The 19,203-nt window shown below is 42.4% G+C and carries 18 protein-coding genes; 8 read left to right on the top strand and 10 right to left on the bottom strand.

The genetic code is table 11. The annotated features are described in order from the left end of the window. Nucleotides 1–2 precede the first annotated feature (2 nt). A complete protein-coding gene (locus D1B31_RS06055; RefSeq protein ID WP_118919848.1) occupies nt 3–992 on the bottom strand; it encodes a sulfonate ABC transporter substrate-binding protein in 990 nt (329 codons plus the stop codon). A 221-nt stretch (nt 993–1,213) separates the two neighbouring features. Here D1B31_RS06055 and D1B31_RS06060 point away from each other — a divergent pair, with 221 nt between their 5' ends. From D1B31_RS06060 to D1B31_RS06070, 3 genes are all read left to right on the top strand, one after another. After that, nucleotides 1,214–1,486, top strand: coding sequence for a YqhV family protein (locus D1B31_RS06060; protein ID WP_118919849.1), 273 nt, complete (start codon nt 1,214–1,216; stop codon nt 1,484–1,486). 167 nt (nt 1,487–1,653) lie between these two features. Further along, entirely contained in the window at nt 1,654–2,154 is a 501-nt protein-coding gene (locus D1B31_RS06065) for a DUF3231 family protein (protein ID WP_118919850.1), read from the top strand. A gap of 55 nt (nt 2,155–2,209) precedes the next feature. After that, a complete protein-coding gene (locus D1B31_RS06070) occupies nt 2,210–3,430 on the top strand; it encodes an MFS transporter (protein ID WP_118919987.1) in 1,221 nt (406 codons plus the stop codon). Nucleotides 3,431–3,432: 2 nt separating this feature from the next. Here the strand turns inward: D1B31_RS06070 and D1B31_RS06075 are convergent, their stop codons facing one another. Together D1B31_RS06075 and pssA are read right to left on the bottom strand one after the other, a co-directional pair. After that, nucleotides 3,433–4,020 carry a YitT family protein gene (locus D1B31_RS06075; protein ID WP_420846070.1) on the bottom strand — a complete coding sequence of 196 codons (588 nt, stop codon included), beginning with the start codon at nt 4,018–4,020 and terminating at the stop codon, nt 3,433–3,435. A 99-nt stretch (nt 4,021–4,119) separates the two neighbouring features. Beyond that, a complete protein-coding gene (pssA, locus tag D1B31_RS06080; RefSeq protein WP_118919852.1) occupies nt 4,120–4,611 on the bottom strand; it encodes a CDP-diacylglycerol--serine O-phosphatidyltransferase in 492 nt (163 codons plus the stop codon). A 217-nt stretch (nt 4,612–4,828) separates the two neighbouring features. On the opposite strand from pssA, the gene D1B31_RS06085 reads away from it, so the two are divergent. Together D1B31_RS06085 and D1B31_RS06090 are read left to right on the top strand one after the other, a co-directional pair. Further along, nucleotides 4,829–5,353, top strand: coding sequence for a D-glycero-alpha-D-manno-heptose-1,7-bisphosphate 7-phosphatase (locus D1B31_RS06085; protein ID WP_118919853.1), 525 nt, complete (start codon nt 4,829–4,831; stop codon nt 5,351–5,353). 50 nt (nt 5,354–5,403) lie between these two features. Then, the gene (locus D1B31_RS06090) at nt 5,404–5,652 is read left to right on the top strand and encodes a sigma-G-dependent sporulation-specific acid-soluble spore protein CsgA (RefSeq protein ID WP_118919854.1); all 249 of its coding nucleotides are present in this window, start codon (nt 5,404–5,406) and stop codon (nt 5,650–5,652) included. 203 nt (nt 5,653–5,855) lie between these two features. Here the strand turns inward: D1B31_RS06090 and ltaE are convergent, their stop codons facing one another. The 3 genes from ltaE to D1B31_RS06105 form a co-directional block, all read right to left on the bottom strand. Beyond that, nucleotides 5,856–6,887, bottom strand: coding sequence for a low-specificity L-threonine aldolase (gene ltaE / locus D1B31_RS06095; protein ID WP_118919855.1), 1,032 nt, complete (start codon nt 6,885–6,887; stop codon nt 5,856–5,858). Between the two features lie 108 nt (nt 6,888–6,995). Next, on the bottom strand, nt 6,996–7,649 hold the full coding sequence (locus tag D1B31_RS06100) for a potassium channel family protein (protein WP_118919856.1): 654 nt from the start codon (nt 7,647–7,649) through the stop codon (nt 6,996–6,998). Between the two features lie 27 nt (nt 7,650–7,676). Then, a complete protein-coding gene (locus D1B31_RS06105) occupies nt 7,677–9,014 on the bottom strand; it encodes a TrkH family potassium uptake protein (protein WP_118919857.1) in 1,338 nt (445 codons plus the stop codon). Nucleotides 9,015–9,287: 273 nt separating this feature from the next. Between D1B31_RS06105 and D1B31_RS06110 the strand changes: the two genes are divergently transcribed. Then, nucleotides 9,288–10,775, top strand: coding sequence for a NarK/NasA family nitrate transporter (locus tag D1B31_RS06110; protein WP_118919858.1), 1,488 nt, complete (start codon nt 9,288–9,290; stop codon nt 10,773–10,775). A 55-nt stretch (nt 10,776–10,830) separates the two neighbouring features. Here the strand turns inward: D1B31_RS06110 and D1B31_RS06115 are convergent, their stop codons facing one another. Then, on the bottom strand, nt 10,831–10,977 hold the full coding sequence (locus D1B31_RS06115; RefSeq protein ID WP_118919859.1) for a lmo0937 family membrane protein: 147 nt from the start codon (nt 10,975–10,977) through the stop codon (nt 10,831–10,833). 243 nt (nt 10,978–11,220) lie between these two features. Between D1B31_RS06115 and D1B31_RS06120 the strand changes: the two genes are divergently transcribed. Continuing rightward, the gene (locus D1B31_RS06120) at nt 11,221–12,516 is read left to right on the top strand and encodes a NarK family nitrate/nitrite MFS transporter (protein ID WP_118919860.1); all 1,296 of its coding nucleotides are present in this window, start codon (nt 11,221–11,223) and stop codon (nt 12,514–12,516) included. Nucleotides 12,517–12,603: 87 nt separating this feature from the next. Here D1B31_RS06120 and D1B31_RS06125 read toward each other — a convergent pair whose 3' ends face one another. Further along, a complete protein-coding gene (locus tag D1B31_RS06125; RefSeq protein ID WP_118919861.1) occupies nt 12,604–13,410 on the bottom strand; it encodes a LysM peptidoglycan-binding and 3D domain-containing protein in 807 nt (268 codons plus the stop codon). A gap of 232 nt (nt 13,411–13,642) precedes the next feature. Here D1B31_RS06125 and D1B31_RS06130 point away from each other — a divergent pair, with 232 nt between their 5' ends. Beyond that, nucleotides 13,643–14,641 carry a DoxX family membrane protein gene (locus tag D1B31_RS06130; RefSeq protein ID WP_118919862.1) on the top strand — a complete coding sequence of 333 codons (999 nt, stop codon included), beginning with the start codon at nt 13,643–13,645 and terminating at the stop codon, nt 14,639–14,641. Between the two features lie 54 nt (nt 14,642–14,695). On the opposite strand, the gene fdhF is transcribed toward D1B31_RS06130, so the two are convergent. Both fdhF and D1B31_RS06145 read right to left on the bottom strand, forming a co-directional pair. Next, the gene (gene fdhF, locus D1B31_RS06135) at nt 14,696–16,753 is read right to left on the bottom strand and encodes a formate dehydrogenase subunit alpha (RefSeq protein WP_240035186.1); all 2,058 of its coding nucleotides are present in this window, start codon (nt 16,751–16,753) and stop codon (nt 14,696–14,698) included. Between the two features lie 228 nt (nt 16,754–16,981). Next, nucleotides 16,982–19,177, bottom strand: a complete 2,196-nt coding sequence (locus D1B31_RS06145; RefSeq protein WP_420846076.1) for a PAS domain-containing protein — start codon at nt 19,175–19,177, stop codon at nt 16,982–16,984. Between the last annotated feature and the right edge of the window lie 26 nt (nt 19,178–19,203).

The raw sequence follows: 19,203 nt of genomic DNA on the forward strand, positions 1-19,203 counted from the left end.
TTTTAATTATTTAGGACTTCTTTAATATCAATTTTTTTAGGAATAATTTTCAAGTTGTAAAAAGTGTCGGCTATTTCTTGCTGCTCCTTGATAATTTGGCTGTTCATTTCATCCACCCCGTAAACACGCCGCTTTACTGCGATCTCAAGCGATTCCTTATCTATTTTTAATATTGGTGATAACAGATCAACGAGTTCTGTATGATGGGTATTCGCCCACTCGGAGGAATTTTTAATTTCTTCAACAATATCTGCAATAATCTCTTTATGCTTTGCAAAATCCCTGCTGGCCAGAAAGAAATCCCTGTCCGTCGTAAGCCCTTCCCCGTTAACGAGCATTCTTGCACCTGCATTCACTTCAGCTGATGAAGTAAAAGGATCCCAAACAACCCACGCATCAATATTTCCTTTTTCAAAAGCCACCCGGCCATCACCAGGAGCGAGAAAAGCGGGTGTAATATCAATATAGTTGATCCCTGCTTTTTCAAGTCCCTTAATCAGCAGATAATGGGAACTTGACCCTTTTGCAAATCCAACCTTCTTGCCTTTTAAATCACTGAGCGACTTGATCGGTGAATCTTTCTGAACCAAAATGGCACTTCCATTAAATTTTGGCTTTCCTGCAGCTATATACACAAAGGGGGCATCTGCTGCTTGAGCAAAAATGGGCGGAGAGTCTCCTGTACGGCCAAAATCAATGCTTCCGGCATTAAGGGCCTCCACGAGCGCCGGTCCTGCCTGAAACTCTCTCCATTCTACAGTGATACCTTTTTGGGCAAGCCGTTTTTCTAATGTTCCAAGTGATTTTAGAATGACAAGCGGACCATTTTTCTGGTACCCGATCCGGATCGTTTTAATAGCGGTGGTTTTTTTGTTTTCACCGTCAGCATTGTTTTTCTTAGCACCACTCTCCGCACAGCCTGACAAAAAGGTACCTGCAAGCAAAAAGGCCAACAGAAGAATCAAAAGTGACTGAACACGGCTACGTTTCATCTTAAACCCCCCACCCTTGTACTAGATTATAGGCGGATTAATCAGCCTGATTTAAATGTATGAAGGAAAACCCGATAGGTTCCTGTCCCACAAAAATATTTTTAGATTCATCGTATTTTACTCAGGAAGGAAAGCAAGAAACAAGGAGCGTCTCGGAGTTCTATCTGAACAGTGTAATGGCATATACTCGAACAGAACCTCGTCCAAAAATGGAGGGCTTTATGTTTACGGTTATTGAAAAAACAGTCCTAGCGATGTCATTTTTACGGATCGTTTCCGGAGGGATTGAAATTTTCGCCGCATTGCTTATGCTAAAATTTAATGCGGTTGAAAAAGCTATGCTCATCAATAGTTCCTTGGCACTTATAGGGCCGCTCATCCTTGTCTCAACAACAACGATTGGACTGATTGGGCTTGTTGAGAAAGTGTCTCTGATGAAAATGCTATGGGTTTTTGCTGGAGTGGGTTGCATTCTTTATGGAATAAAACAATAACCCAGAGGTGGGTGGCGATGACGCCATCCTCTTTTTGTTGATGTTTTTTTCCCCTTAATAACAATTCCACTAATAAAATACTTTCACCAGCGTTTAAATTTATGGTGATATTTTTCAAAAAAAGCACTCATACTAATCCTAACTTGAAATTGATTGGAGAGAGAGCAATGGGAATAATGAGTGAAAATCCACAAGATGAACCTTTGCATGCCGGGGAAGTTTTTCATTTATGGTCACATTTGCTTGGCACAAAGGCTTATCTTGTTGCTTTGCAAGTATTTACAAACCATTCCGGTGACCATGACCTTAAAGTCTTTATTGAAGATTTAATGGAAAACTGCATTAAGCAAGAAGAACAACAGGTGGAGGCCATTTTAAAAGAGAACGGAATCCGGCTGCCCCCCGCTCCTCCCGACAGGCCGAATGTTTCAGCTGAAGATATCCCGGCAGGTGCCAGGATTAACGATTCTGAAATCGCGGCACTTCTAACCCGTGACATCATAGGCAGCAATGTCTTGGCAAGTTATATCATGGGGATTTCAATTAGAGCGGATCTTCGAGAAATGTTCGGTGACTTTATTACCCAAAAGACTGAGTATGCCGATAAACTTTCAAAAATAAACAAGGAAAAGGGCTGGCTCGTTCTGCCTCCTCTCAATTTAAAGTAAGGAATGTTAAACAATATAAAAGGAGTGTTTCCCGGTGGCAAGTAAAAATTCGGGCATGACTGTTGCGGCAATTGGTTCAATCCCACTCATAATGACACTGGGAAATTCAATGTTAATTCCCATACTGCCCCAGATGAAAGCAGAGCTAGGGTTAACACAACTGCAAGCCAGTTTGACAATTACGGTATTTTCAATTGCGGCTGCCATATTCATTCCTATATTGGGGTATTTTTCAGACCGCTTTTCAAGAAAAATTATCATCCTCCCTGCACTCATTCTTTATGGGGTTGGCGGACTGCTGGCCGGGTTTGCATCTTCTTTATTTGATAATCCTTATTGGTGGATCTTGGCCGGGCGTACACTACAAGGGATAGGCGCGGCTGGCACGGCACCGATTGCAATGGCCCTAACCGGTGATTTATTTAAAGGCGGGGAGCAAAGCAGGGTACTGGGGATTGTAGAAGCATCCAACGGACTTGGAAAGGTATTGTCACCAATATTGGGCGCAGCATTTGGAATCATTACATGGTATGCCGTTTTTTTTGCATTTCCGGCAATCTGTTCTGTCTCCATATTGCTGACATTATTTTTTATTAAAGAAAAAAGCCACAGACAGGCACCTCCCCCTTTTGGCAAATATATGCGGGGATTGGCAAGTGTGTTTAAGTTTGAAGGACGCTGGCTTTTCACAGCCTATTTGGCCGGGGCCACATGCCTGTTCACTTTGTTTGGCATCCTGTTTTATTTGTCCGATTTATTAGAAAAACAATATAAAATCGACGGAATCATCAAAGGGTTAATTCTTGCCATCCCACTTCTTGTGATGGGGTTGACCTCTTATATTACCGGCAGTAAAATCGGCAAAAACCTGGTTATGATGAAGCGATTAATTGTCATTGGCCTCGGCCTGATGACTGTTTCATACTCACTGCTCATATTTTTTGAAAAACTCGTACCGTTCCTTCTCGTCCTCGTCATAAGCAGTGTCGGGACCGGCCTTGTCCTCCCCTGCCTGAATAGCCTGATTACTGGTTCAGTCGGAAAAGAAAGGCGTGGTTTTGTCACTTCACTGTATGGCTCTGTGCGTTTTATCGGTGTTGCCATCGGCCCGCCCATTTTTACAAGGCTTATGGAATGGTCAACGACTGGTATGTTTTTGTCCATCGCCGCTTTGACATTGATTGTAGGAGTACTTGCAGCTACGTTGATTCATGTAAGTGGCAAGGGCAAAGAAAAAGATAAAAGCAAATATTCATTCCGATATAATTATGTGTAAACTTATTTTTTTCTATATGCAAAAGGATACCCATGATAAAACCGGATTTTAAAAACCACATCAATGATTTTTGTTGAAATCCATTGGCTCAATAGTGCCTGAACAATAATTTCCCATTTAATAATGGAGGCAGTCAGCAAAAAAATAAAGCCATTGATCCAAAAAAGCGGCCTTCCAGGAAGCACTCCTCTCATAGAAGAGATGATCAGCGCCAAAACTCCGACCCCTCCATTAGACACACCCTGCCTGAGGAGAAGGCCTACGCCGGCTCCAAGAAATAACGATCCAGTGATCAAGTCAATCCAGACATTCTGAAAGGGGATATCAATTGTTTTTTGGCAAAAATAAATGGAAAGCGATGTTACTGTAATGGCAAACATTGTCCATATTGTACATCGGTTTCCAAGATATTTTATTGCCAATACAAGCATGGAAAAGTTAACCGCCCATAAGGCAAACCCCATATCAAGATAAAAAAAGTAATTAAGAAGAACAGCAATTCCTCCAGCGCCTCCTGATGGTATGTTATGGGGAAATAAAAAGAGGCCCATCCCCAACCCCTGGATGAGGCCTCCTGCTGTTACAATCATACCCTTCCTTATAACTCTGCCCATATTCACCATCCCTGCTTTTTCACAAAGGAGTTTATGCTCCATTTTATTCCACAGGGAGGAAAAGTAGTACAGGCATTAAAATTTCTTGATTCTAATCGGGCTTACCATAAGTATAGCAAGCAGGATTGTAACATAGGCATTGCTGTAATCAAATAAAGCCATACCGGCAATGACCATTCCAGCTAATGGGATGGGGATGCCCATAAAATAACCTATTGTGGGACTTGCACTAAAACGCGCCAGCCTAAGTGCACCCATCGCTGCATAAAAAGTAAAAGCAAAAGAAGTTAGCATGGAAGGATGGGCAAGTGAATAGACGAGTAAGGCAGGTGCCACCCCAAAACTGACAATATCCGCGAGCGAATCAAGCTCTACCCCGACCTCACTATTTACATTAAGCCTTCTCGCAATTCTCCCATCGAACAAATCCATAAAGGCGGCGGCAAAGATTAACAAGGCTGAAAATGTAATGATGTCATTCATGTTTAAAATGATGGAAAAAATCCCGCAAAGCAAATTTGCAATTGTAAACCAATTGGGCAATGACCGAACAACTGGCGAAGGCATTGCCTCACCTCCCCCTTCTCAAATATAGAACTGCTATCAATTTGTTTCCCTATTTTACAGACGATTATTCCTAACTCTGGAAATTAAGAAATAATGGTGATGATCACTTTGTATGTAGTTTGGAGCAGTTTAATAAAAATATGGTTTCGTTTACGGTTTATAACATAAAGGTTAAAGGAACAATAAAGATAAGCAAAGTATGGGGAGCTGTATCGAATTGAAAAAGGCCATTTTCCTGGACCGGGATGGAGTATTAAACGAGGTTTTGACGAAACGAGTGAAATTTGTCAATCATCCGAAGCAGCTATTTTTGTTGGAGGGTGCTTCAGAAGCTGTAGCCCGCCTTTCAAAAGCAGGGGATCCAATCTTTATCGTGACGAACCAAGGCGGTATTGGACTTGGGTTTATGACGGAAGAAAAATTGGAAAAGGTTCATAAGCGACTCTGTGAATTGTTAGCGGAAGAAGGAGGAATGATTTCGGGCATTGCTTATTGTCCTCATAAACCTCACGCCGGCTGCAGATGCAGAAAGCCGAATCCCGGGATGTTGGTTGGATTGGCAGAAGAACACGGATTGGATTTAACAGAATCAGTTATGGTCGGGGATCATGAAAGAGATATTGAAGCTGGGATTGCAGCTGGCTGCAAAACCGTTTTTATAGGAACCAGTGAATCAAAAGCAGACTATATCGCCCCTACTCTTTTGGATGCAGTGGAGCCAATTCTTTCATTACTCCAGTAAAAATTGCCTACACCTTTCTTGCATCAGAGTTCAAATAAGGAGGACACTCAATGGAACAGACACTGGCATATTTACGGGAAATCCTTTCAAACTATACAGAAAGCCATAAGGATGGGAAACAGATTTATGAACACCTTCAAGGGTATACAGGGAATGAAAATGAATTTATTAGGAATTTATCGCAAAAAGATATTCAGTTCTTAAATACAATTTTGCCTGAAGAAATAAAATATGCCCTAAATGAGCAGGATGAGAAACGGGCAAAGGAGCTTAACAGTGTTTATGAGCAGTTAATATAAGTCGCGGCGGAAATATGTGCGGCTATCATTGGAAATATTTTTTATTTCCTGGGCAAGCGCATAGAATGACAAAACATGATAAACGTAACAGAAAACATTTGCCATAAGAAGACAAAATCTCTTTAAATTCTACAAGTTCCTGGTTTAGAAGCCGGAAAATGAAACGAGGAATCTGGAACGCCTGATTCCTCGTTTTAAATCTTTTAGGACTCATCCCTTGCGATTTTATGTAGATGAGAAACGGCTGAATCTATATCGTCCCTGCTTACATCATAATTTGTCACCAGACGTACAAGTCCTTCACCGAATGTACCGCCAAGAATTCCTCGTTCCTTAAGCCTTTCAACAAATTGGTATTCATCCATGCCGGTTCCGCTAATATCAATGACAACGATATTCGTTTCCACTTTATTTACTACAGAAAGTCCCTGGATATTGCTAGCTCCCTCAGCCAGCCTTTTCGCATTTTCATGGTCCTCCCCAAGGCGCCCCGGCATCTTGGTAAGAGCAATTAGTCCTGGAGCAGCAATGACCCCTGCCTGGCGCATTCCGCCTCCAAGCCGCTTCCGCCATTTTCTTGCCCTTCGGATAAACGCCTTGTTTCCCGCCAATAGAGAACCAACAGGCGCACCTAGTCCCTTGGATAGGCAAATTTGGACACTTTCACTATACTTGGCCAATTCACTAACAGGCACACCAAGTGCGATAGAGGCATTAAAAAGTCTGGCGCCATCAATATGAACAGGAATATTGTTCTTGTTCGCTAAAGTATGTATCTCGTTCATATTGGTTAAAGGAATAATCGCGCCTCCAGCTCGGTTATGTGTGTTTTCAATGCATATCAAACCAGTTTCGGGATAATGGATGTCTTCCCCTCTAATTGCTCTCTCCACCTTCCCGGGATCCATTCTCCCCCGGATACCAGGGATTGTCCTTGTTTGGACGCTGGCAAGTGCTGAAGCAGCAGCGGATTCATAATAAAAAATGTGCGATTCCTCTTCAAGAATGACCTCCTGGCCAGGGGTGCAATGGACAAGTATTGCGATTTGATTGCCCTGTGTCCCGCTGGTTACAAATAATGCATCTTCTTTGCCAAGCAAACTAGCTGCAGTCTCTTCAAGCTTCCTAACAGTTGGGTCCTCGCCATACACATCATCCCCGACCTCTGCTTTATAAGCGGCCATCCGCATTTCTTCTGTTGGTTTTGTGACTGTATCACTCCGTAGATCAATCATTCTGCCTCTGCCCCTTTTTTGAGAATTTCGACTATTCCTATATACTACCTTATTTTTACGGAAACGGTTAGCAAAATAAAAAGCGGAGCCTAAGGCCTCCGCTTTTTATTATTGAAGGTTCGCGAACTTTTCCAAATCTTTATTTTCGCCAATGACCACAAGTACATCCCCTGCCTCGATTGTTTCATCTGGCGAAGGTGAGATATTAATTGATTTGGCATGCCTGATTGCAATGACACTTAAATTATATTTAGCACGCAAATCGAGTTCTCTGAGTGTTTTGCTCGTCATTGATTCCGGAACTTTCATTTCTTCAACGCTATATTCTTTTGACAGCTCAATAAAGTTCAGGACATTTGGCGATAACAGCATGTGCGCGACTCTTTCACCCATATCCCGCTCTGGGAATATGATCCAGTCTGCGCCGACCTTGTCGAGCACTTGGCCATGTGGTTTGTTTAGGGCTTTAGCAATAACTTTTTTCACACCTGCCTCTTTCAAAAGAAGGACCGTCAGGATACTCGCCTGAATATCATTCCCGATTGCCACAATCACAGTATCGAAATTGCGGATGCCTATCGATTTCAACGCTTCAGGATCGGTAGAATCAGCGATAACGGCGTGGGTGACGACTGATTGGGCATCCTCCACGCGTTCCTCATTGACATCAACGCCAAGCACTTCCTGGCCTTCTTGAAACAAACGGGCTGCAAGGCTGACCCCAAACCTTCCCAGCCCTATTACTGCGTATGTTTTAACCATTCATTATGCACTCCTAACTTGCCATTGTCAGCCGATCATTATTTTGCCTTTAGGATATTTGTACGGGTCTTGCCTCCGCCTAAAAGTAATCGCATAAGCAACTGTCAAAGGGCCCAGCCTCCCGGCAAGCATCATGATCGTGATGATTAATTCACCGGCGGGAGAGAGATGTGGCGTCAGTCCCATAGATAAGCCCACTGTTCCAAATGCAGAGGTTGTTTCAAATAAAATCGCTAAAAAGTCGGCCCCTTCTTCAGTGATCGTCAGAAGCATCGTCATGAGGATGATGAGAAAAAGGGCACTCATAGTGACTGTTAATGCTTTATATATTGTTTCATAGCCTATTCTCCTGCGGTATAAAACCACATCTTCTTTCCCTCTTATTTGCGACCAGACCGCCCCTATTAAGGTGGCAAATGTCGTGGTCTTGATGCCTCCCCCAGTTGATCCAGGCGATGCACCTATGAACATTAGAAGAATGATGAGAAAGAGTCCTGAATGTGTCATATCCCCTATGCTAATCGTATTTGCTCCTGCAGTCCGCGCTGTTACAGACTGGAACAAAGCTCCGAGAATCTTTCCTCCCGGAGATAACGGTCCAAGTGTCTTACTATTCGTATACTCCAAAAGGAGAATGAAAAGTGTTCCCGCGACTAGGAGCCCTATTGTAAAAGATAGAACGATTTTTGTGTGCAAGGACAGCCTGCCGGATCGGCGGTATTCATACAATTCATTGATAACAATAAAACCAATCCCCCCCATCACGATTAACAGACATACAGTCAGGACAACCACAGGGTCATCTACATACCCGGTCAAACTCCTGAACTCACCCATCAAATCAAAACCCGCATTATTAAAGTTGGAAACCGAGTGAAAAATTCCGTAATAAATCGCTTTTCCATTCGGCATGTCAAATGAGAACCTGATTGACAGGATGATGGCCCCGAACGTTTCAAAAATAGCGGTAAAGATGAGAATTCTTTTTGCGAACCGGACAATCCCTTCTATAGAAATATTGTTCAATGATTCCTGAAGGAGAATCCGTTCCTTCAACGAAATTCTTTTCCCCAGCAGGAATGCAAAGAAGGTTGCAAATGTCATAAACCCGAGCCCGCCAATCTGGATGAGTAAAAGTATAATGATTTGCCCAAACTTCGTAAAAGCAGTTCCGGTATCAACCACCACCAAACCGGTTACACACGTAGCGGAAGTCGCGGTAAAAAGAGCTTTGATGAATGGCAGCCCTTCCCCATTGGCAGTTGCCGCTGGCATGGATAAAAATAAAGCACCAATTAGGATAATGAGAATAAACCCGAATACAAGCACTTTCGGCGGATCGTAAGCAATTTTCCTGAACCTCATATTTTTCGCCTTCTCTTTTTAAAGGAAATATGTTCGCTGCCTAATTGGATGTATACGATACCAATTACCACCCTTTTAGATTCTATAATCATAAATCTGAAGGGCTTGGCTGCCAAGCAGTTTTTTTGTCATTTTAAGTTTTTTTCTTCACCACAATTAGTAGTTGGTACAAGGTTAACTTGATTAAGCAACCAAAGAAGGATAATTATAGTATTATTTAGTTAATGCGATATAATACACTATGACTAAATGACTAATCAAAGGGGAGTATCAATGGGAAAGGGTACAAAACAATTATTCATTCAAACAACTAGCCTTATTGCGGGATTCATGGTCTGGGCCCTGATCTCATCGTTAATGCCCTTCATAGATGAAGACTTACACATGTCTGCTGCCCATACGGCCTGGATTATCGCCATTCCTGTCTTCCTAGGGTCGATATTCCGCATACCAATGGGGTATTTTACCGATCTATTTGGTGCCAGAAAACTATTTGCAATCAGCTTCCTCGTATTGATTTTACCTATCGTGATGATAAGCAGAGCTGAATCTTTCGCATCACTACTGGCCGGAAGCCTATTACTTGGGCTTGGCGGAAGTATATTTTCAGTTGGAACAACTTCTCTCCCAAAATACTTTTCAAAAGATAAACATGGCGCTATAAACGGCCTTTATGGGATTGGCACAATAGGAACTGCGATAACCGCATTTCTGGCGCCGGTCCTTGCATCGGGTATTGGCTGGAGAAACACTGTACAGTTATACATTTTCCTTGTTGTTATATTCGCAATGATCCATCTGCTTTTTGGAGATAAACAAGAACGAAAAGTTGATGAACCAATCATGAGCCAAGTGAAGAAAGTTTACAAAAATAAAAAGCTTTGGCTTCTTTGCCTTTTTTATTTTTTAACTTTTGGATCATTTATTGCTTTTACAGTGTATTTGCCTATTTTTCTAGTTAAATATTTCGAGTTGACTTCAACGGATGCAGGGATTCGCACAGCGATTTTCATTGTCATCTCCCTCCTCTTCCGGGTAGCGGGCGGCTGGTTTTCAGATAAAATCAATCCATATTTTGTACTGATTCTTGCTTTTGCAGGATTGAGTTTTGCCGGAATTTTATTGTCCTTTACACCGTCCCTTCCACTCTTTTCTTTCGGCTGTCTACTGGTTGCTGTATGTTCCGGCCTTGGGAATGGAACTGTATTTAAATTGGTTCCATTATACTTTTTTAAGCAGGCAGGGATTGTGAATGGGCTTGTAACGGCGATGGGTGGTTTAGGAGGCTTCTTCCCTCCAATGATTGTAGGGGCGATTTATAGTGTTACCGGGCACCATGCAATCGGGTTTATGGGCTTATCCGAACTTGCTCTCGCCTGCATGATTCTTTCCGCATGGACTTATTATCACGAGCGAAAAAGTATTTCTGAGCAAATTATCCTTCACAGTAATGAAGGAATAACAGTGACCGATACGGAAGGGATTATTTTGAAAGTAAATCCTGCTTTTACTCGGATTACAGGTTACACGCTTGAGGAAGTAATCGGTAAAACTCCTAGTGTTCTGCAATCAGGCGAGCATGATAACGAATTTTACCGAAAAATGTGGTTTGACTTAAAGGTGAAAGATTGCTGGGAGGGCCTCATTTGGAACAAACGCAAAAATGGTGAGATTTATCAGGAGTATTTAACGATTAAGGCCATCAAGGATGATGCCGGGGAGACAAAGAATTTTATTGGTGTCTTTAGGGAAATAGACTGATTTTCACATAATAAAAGTGCTGCGCATTTGGCAGCACTTTTTATTTTGCTGAAAACTACCGGGTGGCCCTGTTCTTAAAGAAATTGACTACGAATAGAACAACCGCTGCAATTAAGAGAAGATGAATCAGCCCTCCCGCAACTTTGAAAACCAATCCAAGAACCCAGAAAAGTACAAGGAGACCAATAATAGTCCATAACATAGCATTCTTCCTTTCTATCTGTTTGGGAGTAGTTTACCCATTATGGTTTCATTAAAAACAACAGATTCCATTAACGTGAATTGAGAATGAAATTTTTACAACTTTTTGAACAGAACCCTATTTTCACAAATCCTTCAAATATAGAGTGACGAAAATCACATTTATGATGATAACATCACACTATCATTAACATTAACAGCACCAACTTAGTGATAAATCGATTTTTTGGATGGGGGAAAAAACATGGCACGTATTAATCAATGGAATCCTGAAGATGCACAGTTTTGGCAAAAAGAAGGAAAGAAACACGCGAGAAGGAATTTGTGGATATCTGTCCCTTCGCTCATGCTGGCCTTTATTGTTTGGCAAATTTGGTCGGTCGTTGCTGTCCGTCTAAACGATATCGGCTTCAGCTTCACTGAAGAGCAACTATTCACACTCGCTGCAATACCCGGGCTTGTAGGCGCGACATTAAGGTTTGTCTACACCTTTGCCGTTGGAAAAATCGGAGGTAAAAATTGGACGGTTATTTCAACCGCGGTACTTGCAATTCCAGCCATTGGAATTGGAATCGCTGTTCAAAATCCTGATACTCCTTTCTCTGTCATGCTGATCCTTGCTGCGCTATGTGGCTTGGGAGGAGGGAACTTCTCCTCCTCGACAGCAAACATTTCTTTCTTCTTTCCAAAGAAAGAGAAAGGTACAGCACTAGGCATTAATGGCGGCCTTGGAAATATGGGCGTTTCGGTAGTCCAATTCATTACGCCGCTGGTCATCGCGTCAAGCACTTTCGCACTTGTCGGAGGTTCACAAGTCATGCCTGATGGTTCCCAAGTATATCTTCAAAATGCAGCATTCATTTGGGTAATCCCTATAGTGATCATGACATTTGCAGCCTATTTCGGCATGGATAACCTGCCTAATGCCAAACAGTCTGTATCAGATCAATTTGTTATTGTTAAGCGCAAGCATACTTGGATTATGACAGTATTATATATCGCGACATTTGGTTCTTTCATTGGCTATTCCGCTGCGTTTCCGTTACTGCTAAGGTCACAGTTTCCCCAATATGTTCCACTGGCATTCTTAGGGGCGCTTCTCGCAGCTTCAGCCAGGCCTGTTGGCGGTTGGATTGCAGATAAGCTTGGTGGCGCACAAGTGACAGCATACGTGCTTGTCGTTCAAGCAATTGGGGCAGCCGGAGTTATCTTCTTCTTGGGAGAAAAGCAGTTTTCGGGCTTCCTCGCTTCATTCCTGATTTTGTTCGTAGCATCAGGTATAGGATCAGGATCAACCTTCCAAATGATTCCCGGTATTTTTATTCCGAAAGAAGCGGCGCCGGTCCTTGGTTTTACAGCTGCGTTCGCGGCATACGGATCATTCTTCATTCCTAAGCTATTCGGCTGGTCTGTAAACACAACTGGGACCCCCGTCACGGCCTTCTACTTCTTTATTGGATTTTATGTCATCTCATTTGCATTGAATTGGTACTTCTATCAAAGGAAGAGTGCAGCTGTCCTTATGAAGCAGGCATCATAGTTGAACTTGGGACAGAGAGTCGACTTTTTGACTTGGATCTGCCCCAAGATAGAAAAAACCGCCAAATGGCGGTTTTTTCCTTTTTATTTATTTTAGGACTGTCACTTTCACTGTTTTTCTTCCCCATTTTAAGGCTGCGTCCTTTGATGGGATGAAAACATCAATGATATTTCCTCTAATGGCTCCACCGGTATCTCCGGCAATTGCATGTCCATAACCTTCTACATATACCTTAGAACCAAGCGGAATGATTGATGGGTCAACTGAAATGACTTTCATTCCAGGATTGTTTTTCAAGTTTATGCCTGTGGCCGTAATTCCTGAACAGCCTTTGCATGATGCCGTATAGGCTGTCGCTGTCATGGTCAGCACCTTCCCGTTTACCGGTTGTGCGTTTGTTTGATTAACTTTCTGGGCACGCGGTGCAGCCTTTACAGTATTTGTTGCTTTTACTTTCTTGACAGGACTGTCTTTGGCTATCCTGACTGTTTTACCTGGATTGATTTTTTTAACTGGGGCTGCATCAGTAGCCGCTGTTTTTACACCGTTTACTGACAACTCCATTCCAGGGAAGATCAAATCGCCAGTCAATCCGTTCCAGGCTTTTAAATCCTCGACAGAAGTATGATGCTCAAGGGCAATATCCCAAAGGGTATCACCTTTCTCCACTTCATAAAGCATTTCAGTAAGAATTGTTAGCTTTTTTCCTGCAAAAATGGTATCAGATGCTAATCCATTCCATGCCTTTATGTTGTCAATTGTAGTGTTATGTACAGTTGCAAGTTTTGAAAGTGTGTCTCCAGCATTAACTTCAATTTCCTCTGCCTGCGCATTGACGCCAGCTGTCGTAGAGAGAGCAGCCGCCATGATGAATGTTCCCAATGTTTTTTTCAAGTCGATTCCTCCCTAAGTTCTTGTGAAGCTAACACTGTAAATCTTAGCATGAAAAAATAAAATACCAAGAACAGGGGGATGTTATTTGAGTAACAAGAATGACGGGAACATTACGTTTCGTTAACCAATAAAATGAATATTCAAAATTTTACAGGTGAAAAAAATGAGGTTTTAGTGGGCTAATGGTTTCATTTGAGGGGTAAGAGAAGCTTAGAAGGAGGCAAATAATCGTATGAAGAAAAGAACTCTTTTTTACCTGCTTTTTGCAGGACTTACAGCAACCCCGCTGATTTCGGCCGCGCATGTTAAGTGGTTTACCGAAGCTGTGCCCCAAAAGGCGCCGATCGAAGAAATCATTTCGCCGGTCTTTATCTCAATCTCAATTGGCGCTGCCCTCATTCTTGCAGCGTTGCCACAGCTATTGCCCTGGATTATGAAATGGAAGCCTGTGGCGAAAATTGACAGGAACCTGGAGGGGCTGCGGAAATATTCAAGAGTATTATTAAAATACGGAACAGCTGCCGCATTAATCATTCAGGTTTTAATGGGGACAATTTTTGCCCCGGAAATCCATATTCCTTCAATCGAAGTTACAATTCTGGTATGGCTTGCGATTGGCCTATTGATTACACCTCACCATTATGCAACAAAAGCTGGTTCATTAATTTTGCTTGGATTATTCATTTATATTACTCCTTTGCATGGCCTCTTTCATATGTTGGATTATGGGTTTTATCTGGCCATCATTTTTGTCCTGCTGATTGGCAATACAAGGCTCGAGCAATGGGGTTTTCCTTTCCTCTATTTAGGGACTGGCCTGTCTCTTTGTTGGGTGGCGGTAGAAAAATGGGTTTTCCCGGGTCTTTCGCTTGATATCATTGCGAATCATCACGTTCCTACTTTTGGATTTCCACCAGAAATATTTGTGGTACTAAGTGCCTTTATTGAATTTGTGGTCGGATATCTTTTAGTAGTAGGGGTTCTAAACCGTCTGCTAGCATTTGTTTTGACCTGTTTATTTATTCTTACTACAACCTTATTTGGATGGCTTGAGCTGGCCGGACATTTCATGATCCATATCATTCTCGCTATTTTCATCATCGAAGGGGTTTCTTTTTACAAACCGCCCATTTCGATCCATAAGACGGTTGCCGATCAGGTTGTGTTTGTATTTCTAAACTTTATTTTTGTTCTAGCGACATTCCTGATGATTTACTATCGGTTTGCATAATAAAAAGCGCCAGAGATTAGAAAAAGGAGCAGAAAATTTCTGCTCCTTTGCGTTTTACACACGTTCTATTGACACTGCGCATGCTTTGTATTCAGCTGTTCCAGAGATAGGGTCGTATTCGTTTAGCGTCAGGACGTTCGTTGGCGTTTCATGCCAGTGGAAACTCATGAATACAAGTCCTGGTACGACCTGTTCGGTGACTTTGCATTTTACTGTCAGCTCTCCGCGGCGGGATTTCACCATGACGAGATCTCCGTTTTCTATCCCGAGCTTTTCGGCATCGGAAGGATGGATATCGACTGTTTCCTCCGTTTGCCTAATTTTCACACCTGGCGCGTAATAGCGCGTTTGGGTGTGAGTATTGTATGATTCATACCTTCTTCCTGTCGTCAGGGTGAATGGGTAATCCTCGTCAGGCAATTCGAGCGGAGCGGTATATTCCACAGGCACAAATGGTGACCTTCGCCCTGATTCCTCTCCTGTATGGAATCTTTCATGCATGATCAATGTACCCGGATGGTTTTCGTCAGGGCATGGATAATGAACAGCATACTCACGTTCTAAACGGGAATAGGATATGCCGCCGTACATTTCCCACGCGAGCTTTCTGACTTCATTCCAGATTTCCTCACTGTTCGTATAATTCATCGGGTAGCCCATCAATGTAGACAGCTCACATAGAATCTCCCAGTCTTCCTTTGTTTCTGGATGGGCTTCTACAGCTTTTCGGACCCTCTGGACCCGTCTATCAGTATTGGTGAACGTTCCATCCACCTCTCCCCATGAACGTGCCGGAAGTACAACATCAGCGTACTCGGCCGTTTCCGTCATGAAGATGTCCTGGACAATGAGCAGATCTAGTTTCTCAAGAAGGACTTTCGTATGATTCATATGGACGTCTGCAAGAAGTGGATTTTCACCTATTACATAAATAGCCTTTATTTCACCTGTCTCAATTTTGTCAAAAGTTCTCGTTTGGGTGTCACCGGCAATCGGATTAATAGTGACCTTCCATTCTTCCTCATATCTTTCGCGATATTCTGCATTGGTGAGGCTCATCCCACCGGCAAGCTGGTTCGGCAGGCAGCCCATGTCGCCCGCACCCTGCACGTTGTTTTGGCCCCTGAGCGGCATAATGCCGCTGCCTTCCTTGCCAATATTTCCGGATAACAAGGCGAGGTTGGCAATGTCAAAAACATTATTTACGCCGCAATGATGCTCTGTTATTCCAAGCGTATACGCAATCATCGCGCCGCTCGCTGAAGCATATTCCCGTGCAGTTTCCACGATATCTTCCGCAGGAACGCCCGTAATTGCAGCGGAATACTCTGGGGTATATAATTCGACCTTTTTCTTGAGTGCCTCGAAATCATCGGTATGGCGCAAGATAAATTTAGGGCTGTAAAGTCTTTCTTTCAGGATGACATGGATAAATGCGTTTATGAGCGCAATATCCGATCCGACATTGATTTGGAGATGCCGGTGGGCAAATTTGGTCATATCAATTTTTCTAGGATCGATGACAATCATTTTCAGACCAGATTTTATTGCCTTTTTGATTCTGTTCGCAATAATCGGATGAGCTTCACTTGTATTGGAACCCATTAGCAAAAGAACTTCAGCCTTGTCGAAATCGTCAAGCGTATTCGTTGGGAAACCGCTTCCAAAAACAGTTGCCAGACCGGCAACACTAGGAGCGTGTCAGGTTCGGTTACATCCGTCAATATTATTGCTGCCAATCACAGTCCTCATAAATTTTTGAGTGACGAAATTGGATTCATTCGTTGTTCTAGCACAAGCAAACATGGAAATCGCTTCGGCTCCAAATACAGATTTAATTGAACCTAGTTTTTCCGCTATGAAATTTAAAGCTTCCTTCCAGGTTGCCGGAACCAGTTTTCCGTTTTTCCTCAATAAAGGTGAATTCAGCCTTTTTGGAGAATGGACGTATTCATATCCAAACGATCCCTTCACACAAGTCTGCCCTTTGTTGACAGGCGCTTCCTTATCACCGCGGATTTTGACGATTTTATTGTCCTGGACTTCAAGGACAAGGCCGCAACCTGTACCGCAATAGCCGCAAACCGTTTTAACAAAATTTGGTTCACCCATTTAATATCCCCCCTGTTAATAACATTAAGCCTGATATAACCATAGTAATACATTTTTGCTCTTACTTGTGAAGATATTATTAAATTATTTTGACAGCATTATGAAAGTTCATAATGACTGCAATACTATTAAGTTAACTTACTATTGAAATCAGGTGCAATGATTCTTGTCACAGCATGGCCAAATCATAGAAAAAGAGGGATTGGCTCCCTCCCTTCTGCTGTTGGCTTAGGCGATTTTTGCCGGGAGGACGATATTGAAGGTCGTACCCTTATTCGGCTCACTCTCAACAAATACTTTTCCGTTATGGCTTTCAATAATTTTAAAGCTTACCATCAAGCCGAGGCCATTCCCGTTCTTTTTCGTTGTATAAAATGGCTCACCAAGCTTCTTTAATTTTTCTTCCGGTATTCCTACGCCGGTATCCTGAATGGATATTTGCACATTATTTTCATGAATGCTCGTTTTAACATGCAATTCCCCCCCATTGGGCATTGCCTCAATTCCGTTTTTCACAAAGTTCAGGAATACCTGCTTGAGGCGGTTTTCGTCACATTCAATTTGAACGATTTCATTCGAGTAGTCAAAATGCAGCTTGACATTCTTTTTCCGTGCTTCAAATTCCAGCAGGGACAATACAGTTTGGATGACTGGAATGACATTTTTCTCCTCAAGTTCAACAACTTTCGGTTTTGCCAATACCATGAAATCTTCAACAATGACATTAACCCTCTCTATTTCATCCAAAATAATATTCAAAAACTCCTGCCTTTCAGGGTCTCTTTCATCCAACTGCAGAAACTCCGCATACCCCTTCATAGAAGTGAGCGGGTTTCGAATTTCATGAGCCACCCCGGCAGCCAGCTGGCCGACAGCTGCCAGTTTATCTTGGCGGTGTAACATTTCTTCAGTCTTTTTCCGCTCTGTAATATCGTTGCGGATTGCCATATATTGATAAGGCCGTCCTTTTTCATTAAGAAATGGAACAATTGTTGTATCAACCCAGTAATAGGTTCCATCCTTGGCCCGGTTCCGGATTTCACCTTTCCAGACCTTCCCACTGCCGATTGTGCTCCATAGATCTTTAAAAAATGCTTTGGAATGATGACCCGAATTGAGAATTCGGTGATCCTGCCCAATCAGTTCTTCCTTTGAATACTGGGAAATTTCGCAAAAGTTTTCATTGACACTTTGGATAATTCCTTTTTCATTCGTAATGGCGACAATGGAGGATTGATCAAGCGCAAACTTGAAATCCTCAATTTCTTTTAAAGAAGCCTTCAAGTTTGTTTCAGCAATCTTTCTGTTTGATATATCTGTTCGGATAGCTACATATTGATACGGCCTGCCTTTATGGTTCAGAAACGGAACAATCGTCGTGTCGACCCAGTATAGCGTTCCATCCTTCGCCTCGTTGCAAATTTCACCTTTCCATACGTTCCCTTGGCCAATTGTCCTCCAAAGCTCCTTGAAGAAATCCTTAGAATGAGTGCCCGAATTAAGAATCCGGTGGTCCTTGCCGATCAATTCTTCACGAGTATACTTGGATATCTCGCAAAATTTTTCGTTGACACTTGTAATAATCCCTTTGGAATCCGTAATCGCAACAATGGAAGATTGGTCTAAGGCAAAGGTAATGTCACTTATTTCTTTATGTCTTTCTAGCAGTTCAGCTTCAGCTTTTTTTCTTTTTGTAATATCCGTTCGAATCGAAACAAATTGGTATGGGGTTCCTTTTGAATTGAGGAAAGGAACAATCGTTGTATCAACCCAATACAAGGTCCCATCCTTTGCCTTATTACAAATTTCTCCATGCCAGATTTTGCCCGACTGGACAGTATCCCAGAGATGTTTAAAAAATTCCTTAGGATGGTAGCCTGAATTCATCAGCCGATGGCTTTGTCCGACAATCTCTTCTCTGCTGTATTTGGTGATTTCAAGGAACTTATCATTTACTTCAATCAGGTTGCCGTCTTTGTCTGTGATGCCGACTATAGCGGATGCATCAAGAGCGGCCAAGATATCTTTCAAATGGCTATCGGCGGCGGCAAGTTTTTTACTGATCAGAGTACTTGAAATGATCAATCCCCCGAAGATTAAAAACGCGACGAATAAAACGAGATACACAATAAAGGAGTCTTCAATAATCAGGCTATTGTCCGATATGGGCACCTTCCCGAAGTTGGAAGCCCTTTTTAATAAGAAATGACCCTGTGCAATCGCCGCAGTGATAATTCCCGCGCTGACAGGTTTAAGCCAAGCTGTATTGCTCCGTTTAAAGTTTTTCGAGTAAAAAAGCAGCCAAAGTGAAAAAAGAAAAGAACCATAGATTAAAAGACCTGATATAACGAAGATTAACGGGTTAAAAGCAATGCTTATTTCCATTGAATACATTCCAATGATATGAATGGAAAACACGGCCATTGTGAGAAAAAGGCTTCCAACTAGTA

The organism is Neobacillus notoginsengisoli (assembly GCF_003515685.1).
Classification (GTDB): Bacteria; Bacillota; Bacilli; order Bacillales; family Cytobacillaceae; genus Bacillus_D; species Bacillus_D notoginsengisoli.

Bases quoted from the DNA above. Each gene is read 5' to 3' on its own strand.
- D1B31_RS06075 (WP_420846070.1), bottom strand. From the start codon at position 4,020: ATGATTGTAACAGCAGGAGGCCTCATCCAGGGGTTGGGGATGGGCCTC.
- D1B31_RS06055 (WP_118919848.1), bottom strand. From the start codon at position 992: ATGAAACGTAGCCGTGTTCAGTCACTTTTGATTCTTCTGTTGGCCTTT.
- pssA (WP_118919852.1), bottom strand. From the start codon at position 4,611: ATGCCTTCGCCAGTTGTTCGGTCATTGCCCAATTGGTTTACAATTGCA.
- D1B31_RS06065 (WP_118919850.1), top strand. From the start codon at position 1,654: ATGGGAATAATGAGTGAAAATCCACAAGATGAACCTTTGCATGCCGGG.
- D1B31_RS06115 (WP_118919859.1), bottom strand. From the start codon at position 10,977: ATGTTATGGACTATTATTGGTCTCCTTGTACTTTTCTGGGTTCTTGGA.
- D1B31_RS06070 (WP_118919987.1), top strand. From the start codon at position 2,210: ATGACTGTTGCGGCAATTGGTTCAATCCCACTCATAATGACACTGGGA.
- D1B31_RS06120 (WP_118919860.1), top strand. From the start codon at position 11,221: ATGGCACGTATTAATCAATGGAATCCTGAAGATGCACAGTTTTGGCAA.
- D1B31_RS06060 (WP_118919849.1), top strand. From the start codon at position 1,214: ATGTTTACGGTTATTGAAAAAACAGTCCTAGCGATGTCATTTTTACGG.
- D1B31_RS06130 (WP_118919862.1), top strand. From the start codon at position 13,643: ATGAAGAAAAGAACTCTTTTTTACCTGCTTTTTGCAGGACTTACAGCA.
- D1B31_RS06110 (WP_118919858.1), top strand. From the start codon at position 9,288: ATGGGAAAGGGTACAAAACAATTATTCATTCAAACAACTAGCCTTATT.
- D1B31_RS06105 (WP_118919857.1), bottom strand. From the start codon at position 9,014: ATGAGGTTCAGGAAAATTGCTTACGATCCGCCGAAAGTGCTTGTATTC.
- D1B31_RS06100 (WP_118919856.1), bottom strand. From the start codon at position 7,649: ATGGTTAAAACATACGCAGTAATAGGGCTGGGAAGGTTTGGGGTCAGC.
- ltaE (WP_118919855.1), bottom strand. From the start codon at position 6,887: ATGATTGATCTACGGAGTGATACAGTCACAAAACCAACAGAAGAAATG.
- D1B31_RS06090 (WP_118919854.1), top strand. From the start codon at position 5,404: ATGGAACAGACACTGGCATATTTACGGGAAATCCTTTCAAACTATACA.
- D1B31_RS06145 (WP_420846076.1), bottom strand. From the start codon at position 19,177: ATGGCCGTGTTTTCCATTCATATCATTGGAATGTATTCAATGGAAATA.